Origin of the sequence: Gracilibacillus thailandensis, assembly GCF_010994055.1 — a bacterium.
Taxonomy (GTDB): Bacteria; Bacillota; Bacilli; order Bacillales; family Amphibacillaceae; genus Gracilibacillus; species Gracilibacillus lacisalsi.
In genome coordinates this window covers 62205-78310 of the sequence record NZ_WJID01000006.1, presented here as the reverse complement: position 1 = coordinate 78310, position 16106 = coordinate 62205, and the positions used below count along the sequence as shown (strand labels likewise).

The following is a 16106-nucleotide window of genomic DNA, read 5'->3' as shown; positions in this document are numbered from 1 at the left end:
CAAACATCCTGAAAGGAGGTTAAGTGGGGGTAGTTCAAATGTGAGTAAATGAATTATAACATAAATACATTCAAAAATGTTTGAAAATGGATGTTTTTTCCACTAACCATTTAAATAGAAAATAATTTCGTAACATCTACTGAAAAATCATGAAAGAGGGCGGAACAAGCCATTTCGTTCTCTTTTGCTATATGTTGCTGTGCATATGTTTAAGCTAGTGTTATTATTTCTCCTCATCTGTTTCTGTATTCTCATAACGACTATCTAAATAGTCAACAATGTGAATGATATAGCCTTCTAGATTACTAGGTTTACGAACGGCGCTTCCCCATTCAGGTAAGCCATGGTGGCAAAGGATGCAGTGAGACATCAAGTGGATATCCTCCATTGTGACCGCAATGTTATGGTGCTCAATCACTTTAGATAATAACATGACACCATATGGAATATGACCGATGGTTACCCCTAATGGGTCCATGGCAATACCAGCTTGTTTACGGTTTGACTCCTTAAATTCACCGGTAGGGAATAAAAAGTGGAAAATATCAAATGACTTCCCGGCATAATCATATTCTGCTAGTTTACCTATGTCGTGGAACAAAATACTGGTTATCAGTGCATCATAATTGATACTGTCATATTTATATTCAGCCATTCCTTGTACCATGTGATAGAGATGGTCAATACTGTCTTTCCATACATATGCCGGTCTGGCATCGTCATCTTTTAAAGAGTTCCAAATTTCTAATTTATACTCCGTTTCTATTTTATTGATTAATTGCATCACGGCACGGAATGGATTATCTGATTGAATCGTTATGTATCTGCAAAAACGCATCAGACCTACAGTATGTTTCAGTAGCCCGCCTAAATAATGGTGGTGGAATCCTTTGGCAGCAGGACTAATACGAAATCCTTCCCATAGCTGTTCCATCGCTTTAATGGCGATCTCTTGATATGGTTGCTGCAATTCATAAAGGTAGGCGAACAGTTCATCACGTAATGCTTCAATATCTTGCTGCGTATAAGCTAGTAGTGTAAACGGATCGATATCTTCCGTACATGGAGTCATTTCATATACGGTAACACTTTTAAAGCCATTAAATTCATCAACTTGACCGCGGATATCAAAGACACCTTTTTGTTCTAAAATCGGAAGCATTGCCTCAACTTCGCCATTGTTATCCCACATTTTTGCGGAAATGTTTCCTGATTGATCACTGAATGTCACTTTTAAGAAGGATTTGTTTGTTTTCGTCTTTCTAACTTCGAATTCATTTAACAATACCCGAGCTGAAACGGCTGTCCCTTTTGTTAACGTATTTAAATGTACACCCTTTATCGTTTCTGGTAACGAAGGTGCAGGGAAATTGGTCGCAAGGTTTTCTTTTTGTTGATCTTGAAGCTCATAATCAATTGTAATCATGTCATAAAAATATTTCAGGCTACTCATTATTTATCACTTCCTCATCTTTTTCAACTTAATATTAGAATAACATAAAAGCCCCTATCTTCTCACTTAATGGAAGATAGGGGCTGTGTTTGTTCTTATTCAGTTTCTTCTTCAGAAGCTTCTTCGCTATCTGCTGATTCTTCTTCAGACGTTTCCTCTTCTGTAGCTTCATCTTCAGTTGTTTCATCAGTAGCAGGTTCTTCTGCAGCTGGTTCTTCAAATGTAAACATATCTTTGTATTGATCGATCTTTACATCGATATTAGCATCTTTCATTAGATCTTGAATTTTCGTTTGTAGTGCTGCTTGATCAATTTTAGTGGAAGCAATTTCTCTTCTTAATTGATCTTCTACATCTTCTAAAGGTTCCACATCTTCTACTTCTACACGATCTGTCACTTTAATAACATGGAAGCCGTTTGAAGTTTGAACAGGTTCACTGATTTCGTCAATTTCAAGATTGTATGCAGCGTCTTCAAATTCAGGAACCATTTGGCCAACTCCAAATTCTCCTAAGTCACCACCGTTATCTTTACTGCCAGGGTCTGTAGAATACTCTTCAGCTAATTCTGCAAAGTCTTCGCCATCGTTTAATTTGTCAATGACTTCATTGGCAGTCTCTTCATCGCCAACAAGAATATGGCTAGCAACGAGGTTTGTTTGCATTCTGTCATAACGTTGTTGAATTTCTTCGTCAGTAACTTCGACATCTTCAGTTGCTGCTTTTTCTTGAAGTAAACTTACTCGCAACTGTTCACGGAAAGCATCTTCATCTTCAATACCATTTTGGTTTAAGACCATTTCAAATTGATCTTCTCCGTATTGTTCTTTCACGCGTTCGACTTCTTTATCAATTTCTTCATCGGATACTTCATATTTATCTTCTAGAATTGTTTCAAGCACCATTTGTTGGAGAACTTGTCCACCAGAAGGGGATGCTACCAATTCCTCATAAAATGCTTCTTTCGAAATATTACCCGATCCTGTTTCCACAACTGTTTCAGAATCATCTGAAGAACACGCGGAAAGTGCGATAACGCTTGCTGCAAATGTTGCAGTGATTGCTAATTTTTTCATTCTACCTACACTCCTACTATTTACTAAAGCTATTTTTTAACTCTTGCAATAATATAACACATTTCTCATTAAAAATAACAAGAAAAATGAAGATTACATTTTTTTTACTCATTTTTCATTAAATATATATAACTTCGACATATGAAGATACAAGTAAAATGGTAATTAAAATATTAATAGTTCGGAAAACATTTGGTTGCTTTTCCTGCGACATTTCAGTTTGTAAGCAAAGTCTCATTGTTAAAGAATTGAATATAAATAATATAAAAAAAGCAAAAATGACAAAAACATACAGCATCAAGCTTACCTCCTTATTCTCATGTCATTACTTTAACAAAAAATTAAAGATTTGAACAGTATGTCTTATTATAAATTGAAAAATATGTATAAAGGTATTATATCATGCACGTGCCTGAATCATAAAGGATCGGAGATAAAAAAAACCGCTTCGTCTTATATCGAAACGGGTTTAACGTGGTATTAAAATATCATAGCCTTGTTCTTCATTAGATATTAAACATTTTTTCGGTGCTTTCCATAAATGACGAATATATAGAAAATCAACATAAGATAAACTTAAATTAATTGCACCAATTAGCAGAAAATAAGGATAATAGGCAGGAACAAAATAACTGCCAATGATACAAGGAACTGTGATCATTAATGTTGGTGTCAACAAAGCAAAAAAGAATGTCGGTTTGGTTGTTTTTGTATGATTTTTTACATGGAAATTAGGGATGAATCTCTTCTCTAATGTCCATTTAATTCGCAAGTTTTTATTGGTGAATATTAACGGTAAAATTCGTAATGCTTTGTGTAGCAAGGGTAATAGTGCTACTCCAAATACCACTGGGATTAGACCATGGTCTTTTACTACAACATCTTCATGAATCAATGTAAATGGTAAATACAAAAAGATAAAAGATAATAGTCCAAATAATAAAGATAAAATAAGGCTTCGATAAAAACCAAGTTTTTTGGTTACATTGATGGAATCCCAACAGTTCACCAGGATCACCCCTTTTCTAAAATCAACTCTTTTAAAATAACACTACATGACTATAGTATGTTTTCTATGAAAAATCAATAGGTTTTATGTAAAATTTTGATAAGCATTTTAGCGCAAGGCATGAAAAAAGAGCTGGCAAGCAGCCAGCCCTTTCTAATTAACTATCTGATCGTGCATTTGTCTTGTCTTCCAGTTCTTTTAAGCTTTCTTCAATTTGCGTTAAATATTTCTGTATATTTTTTTGATGTGGTTCGACGGTTTTCTTCCATGATTCAATCGATTCTTTCACATCTGCGGAAAGATCTTTAATTAACGCTGCACCCTCTTTTGATGTTTTGGTAATCTGTTCTTTTATGTCGACACCTTCTGTTCTTAAATGGTTGATATAGCGTATAGCCTCATCGCTCTTTTCTCTAACGTCAGTTCGTAATTCTTTTCCTGCTTTTGGTGTACTTAATAGTGTAGCAGCAGCGCTTACTAATCCTCCAGCTAAAAAGCCGATTAATAATGACTTGCTGTTAATCATTCCGAACACTCCTTTCATATATATAACATTCTCTTTTTCGTTCATAATCAAACCATATTTTAAAAAAAATTAAAGGTTTGTTGATATTTGAGAGGCAAGATCAGCTAAATCGTATTGATCTTCATGTGTGATCCAATTAGGCTTAAAGCCATCTGATTCATCATAACGAGGAATGAGATGTATATGTAAATGGAACACAGATTGGCCAGCCGCTTCCTCGTTATTATTTAATATATTTATTCCTGCAGGTTGAAATGTTTCTTTTAATGCATTTGCAATTTGCGGTATACGTGCAAACAGTTTTGCAGCGATTGTCTCATCTGTTTCATATATGTTTTTAGTATGTTGTTTAGGTATGACTAACGTATGCCCTTTCGTCACTTGACTAATGTCAAGGAATGCGTAAACATCTTCGTCCTCATAGACTTTTGCCGAAGGGATGTCACCTGCTACAATTTTGCAAAAAATACAATCATCATGCGTTTCCATATCGTTCGCTCCTTCAATTTACAAGTCTTTTCCTCATTATGCAATAACCTTATACGATGTGTCTAGATCTTTAGCACTAAAATCAAGTCTGTTTTTCAATGCTATATTCTTTCTTCATATTATACATTATTTTCATGATTCTTTAAAATGCTAATGGGTAAAAAAATAGCAGGAATGCTACAAAACGACATATCGTTTCATAGCACATCCTGCATGAAGGGGAGAACTTTAACCTTGAACCGGGGAAGATTCTTTCGGATAAAGTATGTGATAATCAAATTTAGAAACAATGATTTTTAATTGTTGAAAGGATCGATATAACACTTTTTCTTTTCCCCTTCTTTCATAGCTTGTACTGAAATTTTTTCTTTATACAAATAAAATTTGGTATAATGATTAGGAAATGGAAATACGTATAAGGAAGTGAAAAAGAAAGGACGTTGAATAGATGGAGCCTTTGTTACATATAAAAGATCTTGAAGGTGGATACACACATAAAAATGTACTGCATGGTATTTCGTTTGATGTGAAACCAAATGAAATTGTTGGATTGATCGGATTAAACGGAGCGGGAAAAAGTACGACGATTAAGCATGTAATTGGCTTAATGCAAGCTAAAAAAGGAACTGTATCGATTAAAGGGAAGACATTCCAGGAAGAACCAGAAAGCTACAGGCAACATTTTTCTTATATTCCGGAAATGCCTGTTTTGTATGATGAATTAACATTAGAAGAACACTTGCGTTTAACTGCTAAGGCGTATGATATACCTGAAGAGGTTTATCAAGCACGTGTCACACCTTTGTTAAAAGAGTTTCGATTAGACAAGAAATTGAAATTGTTTCCGATCCATTTTTCTAAAGGGATGAGACAGAAGGTGATGATTATGTGTGCATTTCTGGTTGAGCCTGATTTATATATTGTGGACGAGCCTTTTGTAGGATTAGATCCACTTGGGATTCAATCCTATCTACAATTAATGAATCAAATGAAAAAACAAGGTGCTGGTGTATTAATGTCGACACATATTTTAGCAACGGCAGAGCGATACTGTGACCGTTTTGTTATTTTGCATGATGGTACCATTCGTGCAAAAGGGACGTTGGAGGAATTAAGAAAGTCCTTTGACCGTCCACAAGCTACGTTAGATGACCTTTATATTCAATTAACGAAAGAAGCCGATCAATATGCTTAATTCCCATCGGTTATTTGTTGAACGTTTGTCTGCACATATGAAGGAATTAAGCAGATATTTGCGTTATATACTGACAGGACATCTTGCGATTGCCATGGTGTTTATTGTCGGCGCAATGTCTGTATATTACCAGCAGTTTTTAGAGGATATTCCTGATTACTTTCCGTCTACTTTGGTGATTGCGGTTGTACTAGGTGTGGTTACGGCACACAGTCCGATTCAAACATTGCTAAAGAGGGCAGATATCGTCTTTTTGATTCCAGCAGAATCACAACTATCAGGATACTTCATTAGAGCTTTAATCTACAGTTTTGTGACACAGCTTTATTTATTTGTATTAGCAATCGCTGCTGTTGCACCGTTATATATGACTGTTTTTCCAGAGAACTCGTCATTTGGTTTATTGTTTGTGGTATTGTTGGTGATAAAAGTTTGGAGTTTAGCAGCAAATTGGTGGATGCTACGTGTTCGGGATAAGAATACTAGAAGGATGGACAAGGTCGTAAGGTTTGCTTTAATTATAACGTTAGTGTATTTCTTTCTAGTGCAAGAAATGATCTTTTTAGCGATCATTACTGCTTTACTTATCGTTCTTTTTGTTACGAACTATCAGACAGCTAGAAAACAGCGTGCATTAAATTGGGACTTGTTAATAGAAAGTGATTATATGCGAATGCGTTCCTTTTACAGATTGGCCAATATGTTTACGGAAGTGCCACATATGGAAATGCCAGTAAAAAAACGTCACTGGCTTGCCCGCTTGTTGACAGGTTCGATCCCTTTCCAACAGAAACAGGCATATCCTTATTTGTACCGCTTAACAACCGTTAGAAGTGGAGAATATTTAGGTATCTATGTAAGGTTGCTTGTCATAGGTGGTTTACTGATTTATTTCGTTCCTAATTCATGGCTAAAGCTTATTTTTGCTTTATTATTTATGTATATGATCTTTTTGCAGGTGATCCCGTTATGTAAACACCATGCAACATTAGTATGGTTAGATCTGTATCCAATTGGAATTAGTGAACGAAAGCAAGCTTTTATTAAATGGATGCAGCAGCTAATGATATTTGCAGGTGTAATATTTGTCCTATTGCTTATTGTAATAGGGGAATGGTTAATGGGAGGAGCAATGGCACTTGCCACTGTATTATTTATTGGTATGGTGATTCCGAACTATTTTCAGAAAAAGATGGCTCAAGAAAAATAAAAACACTCCATAGGTCTAACTTATGGAGTGTTTTTATTTGGATTTTGGGAAAAAGTTGAATTTATTGCTGTTATCATATATACTGTTTTAGGTAAAAAATACCAAATATCAATCACTTTTCGTCTTTGCTAAAAGAGGAAAACTAAATGAGTGTTGACAAAGGTTTTAGCAGAGAAAGGGGATATTTCATTTGCAAAATTTTAAAAAGATAATATTATTACTAATTATTCCATTGGCTCTGATCGGTTGTAATCAAGAGTCAATAAACTTTGAAGATGCTAACTTAGAAGCAGCTATTGCAGCAGAGTTAGGTAATTCATTCTCAGAAGAAGACGTAGAGAATGTGACGGAATTAAATTTAACTGACGCTGACATTTCCAATTTGGAAGGTTTGCAGCAGTTTTCTTCCTTAGAATCCATTTCGTTGCAAGATAATCAAGTGGAAGATTTTTCGGTATTACAAGAGTTAGAACATTTAGAGTCCGTAAATGTAGTAGGTAATCCTTTGGAGGCAGGTCAAGATCAATTAGATGAGCTCGCGGATGAAGGTATTGAGGTTATCCAAACGGTTGGCAGGGCAGATGGCCCAGGTGGATTCTTGTGGAAAGTGGAAGATGAAAATCCGGAAGTATATTTACAAGGAACGATTCATGCTGGTGTAGCAGATTTTTATCCTTTGCATGAAGAAATAGAAAAGGCGTATTTAAAAGCAGATGTAGTTGTTCCTGAGGTTGATATAACGAATGTTGAGCAATCGGAAATGCAACAAATAAATATGTCGTTAGGGACTTATCAAGATGGTTCGACAGTCAAAGATCATATTTCTGATGATGTTTACTCAGAAATGGAAGAGACACTAAGTCAGTTTGGTATCCCGATAGAAGCGGTTGAATTTTACAAACCATGGATATTAGCAAATACGATTCAGCAGCTTATGACACAACAGTTAGGCTATACCCAAGGGGTTGATCAATATTTTCTGAATAAAGCAGCGGATGATGGCAAAGAAATAATTGATTTAGAAACCGCAGAAGAGCAACTGAAAATCTTTGCAGATACATCTGCAGAATATCAAGAGGCAATGTTGGCATCTTCCTTAGTAACTGTGATCGAGTATCAACAGCAAATGGAGGAACTGTTTGAAACGTATGAGCAAGGTGATGAAGAAGAATTGCTTGAAGTATTGTCTGAAGAAGAGGGCGGTTCCTCGGAAATGCAAGAAGAAAACGAAGCATTTATGAAAGCAATCAATGATGACAGAAATCAGAATATGGCTGAGCAAATCGTTCGCTTTCTAGAAGAGGATGAAGCAGATACATATTTTGTGATGGTAGGTAGTCTTCATTTATTACAAGAGCCTCATATTCGTTCGATTTTGGAGGAAGAAGGATACACAGCCGAACGGATTCACTAAGTAAATAAGGATCGATACCGCCCTTCCTTGGATAACGCGCGCTCTTCCGTGGATATTTAGCTCTGTTCCTTGGATAACCCATGTTCTTCTTGGGATAGTTGCCTTTATCCACGGAGGAATGATACTTTTCCAAGGAACAGCAACAATTATCTAGACCAAAAACGTGAGCATCAAAAATAAAATGATGCTCACGTTTTGGTAACTTGAAAACTTCTTTATTAACTTATTTATTTACATTCAACGTAGCAGCTATTAATGTTTTGGCTGCTATTTTCATTGCTCGCTCATCAAAATCAAATAGAGGGTGATGGTGTGGCACGAAGCCATTTTCGATTTGGGCTCCTGTAAAGAAATAAGCACCAGGTTTTTCTTCTAAATAGTAGGCAAAGTCTTCACCTGTCATACTAGGTACAATCATTTCAGCCTTCTCTACTTCTTTCACCTGTTCGGCAGCAGCTAATACCTTTTCAGCATGCTCAGCATGGTTGACAACGGGTCTGTATCCGTAGGCATAATCAAAATCATAGGATACATCATAGCCAATACATGTGCCTTTTATCACTTTTTCGATTTCCTCTTTTATAAAATGTTGTACATCCGGATTAAAGGTGCGTACCGTTCCATCAATCATCGCTACATCTGGAATAACATTGTACGCATCACCTGCATGAAATTGCCCGATCGATAGGACGGCTGTTTCTAATGGATCAATCCGTCTTGAAACAATTTGCTGTAGATTCGTTACAAGTTGTGAACCGACTACAATCGGATCTTTCGTTTGGTGTGGCATTGCTCCATGGCCACCTTTTCCTTTTATTTCAATGGTGAAGTGATCTGCTGCAGCCATAAAGTTTCCTCGCGATGTCTGAACGATTCCATATGGGGTATTGGTCCAAAGGTGTGTACCGTAAACGACATCAACATTCTCCAATACTCCTGCTTCAATCATTGGTTTAGCACCACCAGGGGCAAGCTCTTCTGCGTGCTGATGGATAAACACAACGGTACCCGCCAGTTCTTCTTGATATTTCTTGAGTACTTTGGCTACAGCAAGTAATGTCGATGTGTGTCCGTCGTGTCCACAGGCATGCATCACACCGTCGTTTTTGGATTTATAAGGCAAATCTTTTTCATCTTGAATAGGTAGTGCATCGAAGTCCGCACGTAATGCCACGGTTTTACCAGGTTTAGCCCCTTTTAAAGTGGCTACAACACCATTTCCTCCGACATTTGCTTGATATGGAATATCTAATATTTTATATTGCTCCTGAATAAATGCAGCTGTTTTATATTCTTGAAAGGAAAGCTCAGGATATTGATGTAAAAACCTACGCATTTCCACCATTTCATCGTACAAACCATCAATTTCCTCAAATAAAGTGTCCCTCATATCCTCACCTCACAGAAGCTTTTCTTTCTATTATATCATAGATTACTAGCATTTCCTTTTCATGAGAATCAAGAAAAGAGACAAAAAAACAACCTCCTGGTGGAAGTTGTTTTTTCTATATATGAAAAAAAGGGGTTAACGAGTTATTGAAAGCTCTTGTCTGACAAAAGTCGTTCTGTTTCTTCTTTATGGCTTGTTTCATCTGCAATAATATCTTCTAATTTCACAACAAGTTCTGTCAAACCAAGCTCATCTGCCTGTTGTTTTCTTTTTTCATAGCGCTCAATCGTTTCTGTTTCAGCTTTAAGAGTAGCTTCTAACATGTCTTGAACGTCTGTTAATTGTTCAACTTTTGCTGGTGTTGTAGTTGGTGTACCGCCTAATGTTTTAATTTTGTCAGATAAGTATAAAGCATGTCCGATCTCATCATTTATTTCATCTTCAAAAAAAGGTTTTAAGAAAGAACGATATAATCCTGAAACAACAGATGCATGATACGTATACATGATTGTTGCCGCATATTCATTTGCTAAATCCTCATTTAATCCATCAATTAAAGCTTGTAATTTTTCATCTCTTTGTGCCATTTCTTTCAACATCCTTTCTATTGATCATCTCCATTATATATCTACCCTTAAGTGAAAATGATTAAACATAATAATGGAAAATTTTTTATTGGCGATTATGTCATACTATGTTATCCTTTTCATATAAGAAAAAATAATACGTAAGAACACTAGGGGAGCCATTTGGCTGAGACGAATCTTCGGACCCTTTGAACCTGATCTGGTTAACACCAGCGGAGGGAAGTGGTAGAAAAGCAACCAAATTGTAGCTTTCGATACATACCACTCGTCCATGCTGGATGGGTGGTTTTTCTATTTTCACTTCCTCTAGAAAAAAAGGAGTAGGAACAATGCATGGAATACACCTTATTTCAAATGGCAGATTGACAGAACAACATATGCAGCTTGTATCGGAACAGATTGCTCAGATAAATTATATTCATCTGCGAGAAAAGACCAAAACGGCGAAAGAAATCTTGGAAATGATTGATTTTTTGCTAGAAGCGGGTGTTCCGGCTGAACGGATCATTATTAATGACCGTGTAGATGTAGCATCGATAAAAAAATGCTGTGGCGTACAGCTTGCCTATCATAGTATTCCGGTTGCTGATGTGAAGCGCTCGTTTCCGGCACTCCGTATCGGTAAGTCCGTCCATTCCTTGGAGGAAGCCATTACGGCAGAACATAATGGTGCAGATTTTCTAATCTATGGGCATATTTTTTCAAGTAACTCTAAACCTGGTCTCGAGCCAAGAGGCATTACCGCGTTAGCTGATGTCACCAAAAACGTTTCTATTCCTGTCATCGCAATTGGCGGGATTACGGAACAAAATATGAACCAAGTACAAGAGGTGGGGGCTAGTGGTGTTGCGATTATGTCAGGGGTATGGGATGCCGAAGATCCTACCGAAGCAATAAAGTGTTATCGTCAAGTGTTCGATTCGAGGAAGGAGGAACAGTTTGAATAATTTATATGATCAGATCATTGTTGGCGGTGGAGTAATGGGAGCTTCGATTGCCTACCAGTTAAGTAAAAGAGGTTACAAGGTTTTGCTACTAGAAGAAAATAAAATTGCTGCAGAGGCATCCAGTGCAGCAGCCGGCATGCTCGGTGTGCAGATGGAGTTTGAGCAGGATTCACCGTTATTTCAATTTGCTAAAGAAAGCAGGGAATTATACCCTGATTTAGCGGAAGAACTGATGCAAGAAAGTGGTATGGACATTCAATTAATCGAAAAAGGTGCCTTAAAGCTTGTCTATCATCAAGATGAGCTGGATACGCTAAAACGAATTGCTAGCTTTCAAACAGAACAAGGAGCAGAGGCGAAGGTGATCTCACCAGGGAGTATCCCGGAAAAAGAAATGACAACCGATTTTTATGCAGCTCTTTATTGTCCAAGAGAAGGGCAAGTATCTGCTCCTCACGTAACGAAAGGCTTTGCGAAGGCTGCTGAACATCATGGTGCGGTCATAATGGAACAGACGAAGGTAGACGATATCGTCATCGAAAACGGTAAAGTGACAGGTGTGAAGACAGATAAAAAAACGTATACTGCTGACAGGATCATTATCACTTGTGGATTTAAGAGCTCACATTTTTCTCGGTACATGCAAGAACTCACACCTGTAAAAGGAGAATGTCTGTCTGTTGTGACAACAAAGCCTCTGATTCAATCAACGATCTTTACAGAAGGCTGTTACCTTGTTCCGAAAAGAGGTAACCGGATCATTATTGGCGCAACATCGAAGCCAAATCAAACGGATAAAGAGGTGAAAGTAGCAAGTATCCTGCATTTGTTATCACGTGCCAAACAGATACTCCCTGCATTAAACCAGGCAACGATAGAGAAGGTTTGGGCGGGGATACGTCCCTTAACGAAAGACGGTTTTCCTTATTTAGGCGAAGTACCAGATGTATCAGGATTATATGTTGCAACAGGACATTATCGTAATGGTATATTACTGGCGCCTAAAACTGCTTTATTTATGGCAGATATGATCGAAGGAAAACCAGTCGATCCAATCTATTTAGATACATTTTCCTTGAGAAGAGAAAGCCTTCTATCTGTTTAAAGTGAAGGCTCACAAAAGGAGGGTTGATTTTGGAGATTATCGTAAATGGTGATCCATTAGAAGTTAGTGAAGGGATCACTAATATTGAAGAGTTAATCCAAGAATTACGTTTGGAGAAGAAATCATTAATTGTGGAGCATAATCAAACCATCTTAAAAAAGGAAAAACATAAAGAAACGGCAATTTCAGAAGGTGACCGATTGGAAATTGTCCATTTTGTTGGAGGAGGATGAAAAATAATGCTACAAGTAGGTAATGATACATTTCAATCACGATTATTTTTAGGAACAGGAAAATATCCAAACTATGATATCCAGAAACAGGCAGTAGATGGATCAGAAACAGAGGTACTGACTTTTTCGGTGCGTCGGATGAATATTTTTGATCCGGACCAACCGAATTTTCTCGAAAAAATAGATTTAAAGAAATATCGTTTTCTTCCCAATACCGCTGGTGCTAAAAATGCAGAAGAAGCGGTCAGAATCGCTAAATTAGCAGATGCATCGGGATTATGTGATATGGTGAAAGTAGAAGTAATCGGTTGTGACAAAACCTTACTGCCTGATCCGGTAGAAACGTTAAAAGCGACTGAGACTCTACTTGCGGACGGTTTCACTGTACTGCCATACACGTCTGATGATGTGGTACTTGCCAGAAAGTTAGAGGAGCTAGGCGCACATGCCATTATGCCCGGTGCATCACCAATCGGATCTGGGCAAGGGATTATTAATCCATTAAACTTGCAATTTATTATCGAGCAAGCTAGTATACCTGTAATTGTTGATGCAGGGATTGGTTCGCCGAAAGATGCTGCCTATGCAATGGAATTAGGCGCAGATGGTGTTCTTCTCAATACAGCTGTTTCTGGTGCCAATGATCCTGTCAAGATGGCTGAAGCGATGAAGTTAGCAGTGGAAGCTGGCAGACTAGGTTTTGAAGCAGGTCGGATTGCGAAGAAGGAATATGCGGTGGCAAGCAGTCCAAAGGAAGGGATAAGTGTTGGTGAATAATCGTTATCATCGTCAAATGCTGTTCGATCCTATTGGTGAAACAGGGCAAAAAAGATTACAAGAAAGCCATGTCGTCATTGTTGGTGTTGGTGCACTTGGTTCAAGCAGTGCGGAAATGTTAGCAAGAGCAGGGGTTGGCACGTTAACATTGATCGATCGTGATTATGTGGAAGAAACAAATTTGCAGCGGCAGCAGCTTTTTGCTGAAGAAGATGTCCGCATGCAAACACCTAAAGTAATTGCTGCCAAAAAACGATTGGAAGAGATTAATCATTTGACCACCATCCATGCAGAAGTGATCGATGCTGGAGTAGATGAACTGGAAGCTATTGTTCCACAAGCGAATCTAGTAATCGATGCCACAGACAATTTTGATACGAGATTAATCATTAACGATATTTGTCAAAAGCATCATAAACCATGGATTTATGGAGCTTGTGTGGCAAGTTATGGGGTAACATTCACCGTCTTACCAGAGGAAACCCCTTGTTTACAATGCTTGATGGATCATATACCAAGTGATGGTGCAACATGTGATACAGTTGGCATTATTAGTCCAGCAGTACAAATGGTTGTCTCTCATCAGATAACAGAGGTACTGAAAATACTGACTGAAAATCTCGATGCACTTTCTGGAAAATTAATTGCCTTTGATCTGTGGAAAAATCAACAAATGGAATTGAAAGTAGCTAGTTTAAAGGATGACTCGTGTCCATCTTGCTCAAAAAAACAGTATCCACATTTAACTTATCAAGCTCAGTTGAAAACAGCCGTACTGTGTGGTCGGAATACGGTCCAAATTAGAACGAGTGCAGAAAAAATCATTCACTTTGATGAAATGAAAAAACATTTGGAACACAATCAACACATTAAATTGTTTAGCAATCCATATTTGTTATCATTTGAGATTGATAAATATCGTGTGGTCGTATTCCGAGATGGACGTACGCTCATTCATGGCACAAAAAATGTACAAGAAGCTAAAAAAGTATATTATCAATATGTAGGATGAAGCAACTTTTTAAAGAGTTGCTTCTTTTTTCATAAATCATTCATTTGTTTTTCAATCGCTAGTATGTATAATTAGTGTGAGAGGAGAATGTGAACGAAATGGACAAGCGAAAGGAAATCCTGTTATTTATTAGTTGGGCCGCGAGTCTAATGGCAACGATGGGGAGTTTGTTTTATTCCGAAATTATGAAATTCATACCTTGCGAATTGTGCTGGTATCAACGAATTTTAATGTATCCACTTGTAGTCATTTATGGATACGCAGTTTATAAAAAAGATATTCGTTACGCTTTTCCAGGGGTTATTTTAAGTGGAATCGGCATTTTGGTTTCCAGCTATCATTATTTGATACAAAAAGTGCCTGGATTACAAGAGGCTGGTGATGGATGTGGTATCATTCCATGTACCACAACATATGTGAATTACTTTGGCTTTGCATCGATTCCTTTTCAGGCATTGATCGCCTTTCTTGTCATCTTTGTTATTCACATTTATTTAATTGTTCAACAAAGGAGCGTTTAAAGTGAAGAAAATGGTCATATTTGTATTAGTGCTCGTCGTTATTTTTGGAGCATTAATATTTGTCGTACAATATCAAAATTCAAAACAGCTTGATGGGGTAGACAATCCTTATAATAAAACAGAATTAGATCAAGCCACAATTGATCAGTTGGACGATCCGATGTATCAAAATCAAATATTACCTAATGAATTAGCGGATAAGTTAAGTAATGGTGAAGATGTTACAGTTTACTTCTACAGTCCTACTTGCATCCATTGCCAACGAACCACACCTGAATTGGTACCAATCGCAGAGGAATATGGTGTTGATTTAGTGAAATTGAATTTATTAGAATTTGAAAGTGCATGGTCTGAATTTAATATTGAAAGCACGCCTACGATGGTACATTATGAAGGTGGAGAAGAATCTGCAAGAATAGTCGGTGAACAACCACAAGCTAATTTTGAAGATTTCTTCGAGCAAGAAGTACTAGCAGAAGCTGATGACTCATAAAAGTTATCAGCTTCTTCTTTTTTAAAAGTGTCCAATAAAGTTGGAAAAGTGTCCAATAAATATGCTAAAGTGTCCAATAAAGCTAGAAAAGTGTCCAATAAACGAACGAAAGTGTCCAATAAAATAAAACTGACTATTCTTCTTCGTCTTCCCCAACCTGGAAGGTTTCTGTATAGACTGATCCGGCTATATAGGAATCTTCTTTTTTATTCGGAAGTGGGTTTGTCTTTTTCCATGCATGATAATCTTTCGGATCATCCCATTCCACTAGTAAGATATAGGAATTTCCCCTAAACGGTCGCAATAATCTAGCAGTAACTACCCCACTTATTTCATTCACTTTCTGCTTATAATCCATTTCGAAGATCGGACTACCTTCCTCTGTAACGGGGATGTGTGACAGACTGATAAAACCAATTTCGGATAATTCGCCGACCTGTGCTAACACAAGGTAATCTCTGCTTGTTTCAAAAATAGATGGATTTGTATCTTCATAGTAGGCGATGGCTTTGACATCGTTATGCATGATAATAAAAGGAAAAATATGATGCTTACTCTTTAATTTCTCTAAATATGGATAAGTGCCGTTTGTCATGTAACCATTCATAATACTGCCTCCTTAAAATGAATATATTCATTTTAGTTTTGTACTTTTTTTGCCATTATAAC

The 16106-nt window shown here is 37.1% G+C and carries 19 protein-coding genes and 1 riboswitch; of the genes, 10 read left to right on the top strand and 9 right to left on the bottom strand.

All coding sequences use genetic code 11. The features are described 5' to 3' along the window. Positions 1–223: 223 nt before the first annotated feature. From GH715_RS03175 to GH715_RS03150, 6 genes are all read right to left on the bottom strand, one after another. Positions 224–1453 (bottom strand): hydrolase, encoded by a 1230-nt coding sequence (locus GH715_RS03175; RefSeq protein WP_153833889.1) that lies wholly within the window; start codon positions 1451–1453, stop codon positions 224–226. Between the two features lie 95 nt (positions 1454–1548). Continuing rightward, positions 1549–2529, bottom strand: a complete 981-nt coding sequence (locus GH715_RS03170) for a peptidylprolyl isomerase (protein ID WP_153833890.1) — start codon at positions 2527–2529, stop codon at positions 1549–1551. Positions 2530–2647: 118 nt separating this feature from the next. Next, entirely contained in the window at positions 2648–2827 is a 180-nt protein-coding gene (locus tag GH715_RS21455; RefSeq protein ID WP_018933682.1) for a hypothetical protein, read from the bottom strand. 171 nt (positions 2828–2998) lie between these two features. Beyond that, positions 2999–3538, bottom strand: coding sequence for a DUF3267 domain-containing protein (locus GH715_RS03160; RefSeq protein WP_163578428.1), 540 nt, complete (start codon positions 3536–3538; stop codon positions 2999–3001). 157 nt (positions 3539–3695) lie between these two features. Beyond that, positions 3696–4064 carry a YtxH domain-containing protein gene (locus tag GH715_RS03155; RefSeq protein WP_018933684.1) on the bottom strand — a complete coding sequence of 123 codons (369 nt, stop codon included), beginning with the start codon at positions 4062–4064 and terminating at the stop codon, positions 3696–3698. 69 nt (positions 4065–4133) lie between these two features. Then, positions 4134–4553: an HIT family protein gene (locus GH715_RS03150; RefSeq protein ID WP_153833891.1), complete on the bottom strand. Its 420-nt coding sequence runs from the start codon at positions 4551–4553 to the stop codon at positions 4134–4136. A gap of 448 nt (positions 4554–5001) precedes the next feature. Between GH715_RS03150 and GH715_RS03145 the strand changes: the two genes are divergently transcribed. The 3 genes from GH715_RS03145 to GH715_RS03135 all read left to right on the top strand — a co-directional run bounded on the left by GH715_RS03145 (position 5002) and on the right by GH715_RS03135 (position 8372). Beyond that, complete coding sequence (locus GH715_RS03145) at positions 5002–5748, top strand: ABC transporter ATP-binding protein (RefSeq protein WP_153833892.1); 747 nt, start codon at positions 5002–5004, stop codon at positions 5746–5748. Then, positions 5741–6958 carry an ABC transporter permease gene (locus GH715_RS03140; RefSeq protein WP_153833893.1) on the top strand — a complete coding sequence of 406 codons (1218 nt, stop codon included), beginning with the start codon at positions 5741–5743 and terminating at the stop codon, positions 6956–6958. Before GH715_RS03145 ends, GH715_RS03140 begins: the two co-directional genes overlap by 8 nt. A gap of 190 nt (positions 6959–7148) precedes the next feature. After that, positions 7149–8372, top strand: a complete 1224-nt coding sequence (locus tag GH715_RS03135) for a TraB/GumN family protein (RefSeq protein WP_153833894.1) — start codon at positions 7149–7151, stop codon at positions 8370–8372. A 223-nt stretch (positions 8373–8595) separates the two neighbouring features. Here GH715_RS03135 and GH715_RS03130 read toward each other — a convergent pair whose 3' ends face one another. Together GH715_RS03130 and GH715_RS03125 are read right to left on the bottom strand one after the other, a co-directional pair. After that, a complete protein-coding gene (locus GH715_RS03130; protein ID WP_153833895.1) occupies positions 8596–9762 on the bottom strand; it encodes a M20 family metallopeptidase in 1167 nt (388 codons plus the stop codon). 143 nt (positions 9763–9905) lie between these two features. After that, positions 9906–10349, bottom strand: a complete 444-nt coding sequence (locus GH715_RS03125) for a ferritin-like domain-containing protein (protein ID WP_153833896.1) — start codon at positions 10347–10349, stop codon at positions 9906–9908. 141 nt (positions 10350–10490) lie between these two features. After that, positions 10491–10587: riboswitch (TPP riboswitch) on the top strand. A gap of 91 nt (positions 10588–10678) precedes the next feature. On the opposite strand from GH715_RS03125, the gene tenI reads away from it, so the two are divergent. From tenI to GH715_RS03090, 7 genes are all read left to right on the top strand, one after another. Then, positions 10679–11296, top strand: coding sequence for a thiazole tautomerase TenI (gene tenI, locus GH715_RS03120; RefSeq protein WP_153833897.1), 618 nt, complete (start codon positions 10679–10681; stop codon positions 11294–11296). Next, entirely contained in the window at positions 11289–12401 is a 1113-nt protein-coding gene (gene thiO, locus GH715_RS03115; protein ID WP_153833898.1) for a glycine oxidase ThiO, read from the top strand. The genes tenI and thiO overlap by 8 nt, the downstream gene beginning before the upstream one ends. Positions 12402–12430: 29 nt before the next feature. Beyond that, positions 12431–12634 carry a sulfur carrier protein ThiS gene (gene thiS / locus GH715_RS03110; RefSeq protein ID WP_018933707.1) on the top strand — a complete coding sequence of 68 codons (204 nt, stop codon included), beginning with the start codon at positions 12431–12433 and terminating at the stop codon, positions 12632–12634. Between the two features lie 6 nt (positions 12635–12640). Continuing rightward, a complete protein-coding gene (locus GH715_RS03105) occupies positions 12641–13411 on the top strand; it encodes a thiazole synthase (protein WP_153833899.1) in 771 nt (256 codons plus the stop codon). After that, positions 13404–14423 carry a ThiF family adenylyltransferase gene (locus tag GH715_RS03100; RefSeq protein WP_163578429.1) on the top strand — a complete coding sequence of 340 codons (1020 nt, stop codon included), beginning with the start codon at positions 13404–13406 and terminating at the stop codon, positions 14421–14423. Before GH715_RS03105 ends, GH715_RS03100 begins: the two co-directional genes overlap by 8 nt. Before the next feature lie 98 nt (positions 14424–14521). Continuing rightward, positions 14522–14944, top strand: a complete 423-nt coding sequence (locus GH715_RS03095; RefSeq protein ID WP_153833900.1) for a disulfide oxidoreductase — start codon at positions 14522–14524, stop codon at positions 14942–14944. Position 14945: 1 nt separating this feature from the next. Further along, on the top strand, positions 14946–15437 hold the full coding sequence (locus GH715_RS03090) for a thioredoxin family protein (protein WP_205601835.1): 492 nt from the start codon (positions 14946–14948) through the stop codon (positions 15435–15437). A 133-nt stretch (positions 15438–15570) separates the two neighbouring features. Here GH715_RS03090 and GH715_RS03085 read toward each other — a convergent pair whose 3' ends face one another. After that, complete coding sequence (locus GH715_RS03085; RefSeq protein WP_153833901.1) at positions 15571–16044, bottom strand: antibiotic biosynthesis monooxygenase; 474 nt, start codon at positions 16042–16044, stop codon at positions 15571–15573. Positions 16045–16106: the final 62 nt, after the last annotated feature.

What these genes read in the sequence shown, in the direction of transcription:
- GH715_RS03175 (WP_153833889.1), bottom strand. Translation starts at nt 1,453, where the DNA reads ATGAGTAGCCTGAAATATTTTTATGACATGATTACAATTGATTATGAG.
- GH715_RS03170 (WP_153833890.1), bottom strand. Translation starts at nt 2,529, where the DNA reads ATGAAAAAATTAGCAATCACTGCAACATTTGCAGCAAGCGTTATCGCA.
- GH715_RS21455 (WP_018933682.1), bottom strand. Translation starts at nt 2,827, where the DNA reads ATGCTGTATGTTTTTGTCATTTTTGCTTTTTTTATATTATTTATATTC.
- GH715_RS03155 (WP_018933684.1), bottom strand. Translation starts at nt 4,064, where the DNA reads ATGATTAACAGCAAGTCATTATTAATCGGCTTTTTAGCTGGAGGATTA.
- GH715_RS03150 (WP_153833891.1), bottom strand. Translation starts at nt 4,553, where the DNA reads ATGGAAACGCATGATGATTGTATTTTTTGCAAAATTGTAGCAGGTGAC.
- GH715_RS03145 (WP_153833892.1), top strand. Translation starts at nt 5,002, where the DNA reads ATGGAGCCTTTGTTACATATAAAAGATCTTGAAGGTGGATACACACAT.
- GH715_RS03140 (WP_153833893.1), top strand. Translation starts at nt 5,741, where the DNA reads ATGCTTAATTCCCATCGGTTATTTGTTGAACGTTTGTCTGCACATATG.
- GH715_RS03130 (WP_153833895.1), bottom strand. Translation starts at nt 9,762, where the DNA reads ATGAGGGACACTTTATTTGAGGAAATTGATGGTTTGTACGATGAAATG.
- GH715_RS03125 (WP_153833896.1), bottom strand. Translation starts at nt 10,349, where the DNA reads ATGGCACAAAGAGATGAAAAATTACAAGCTTTAATTGATGGATTAAAT.
- tenI (WP_153833897.1), top strand. Translation starts at nt 10,679, where the DNA reads ATGCATGGAATACACCTTATTTCAAATGGCAGATTGACAGAACAACAT.
- GH715_RS03105 (WP_153833899.1), top strand. Translation starts at nt 12,641, where the DNA reads ATGCTACAAGTAGGTAATGATACATTTCAATCACGATTATTTTTAGGA.
- GH715_RS03095 (WP_153833900.1), top strand. Translation starts at nt 14,522, where the DNA reads ATGGACAAGCGAAAGGAAATCCTGTTATTTATTAGTTGGGCCGCGAGT.
- GH715_RS03085 (WP_153833901.1), bottom strand. Translation starts at nt 16,044, where the DNA reads ATGAATGGTTACATGACAAACGGCACTTATCCATATTTAGAGAAATTA.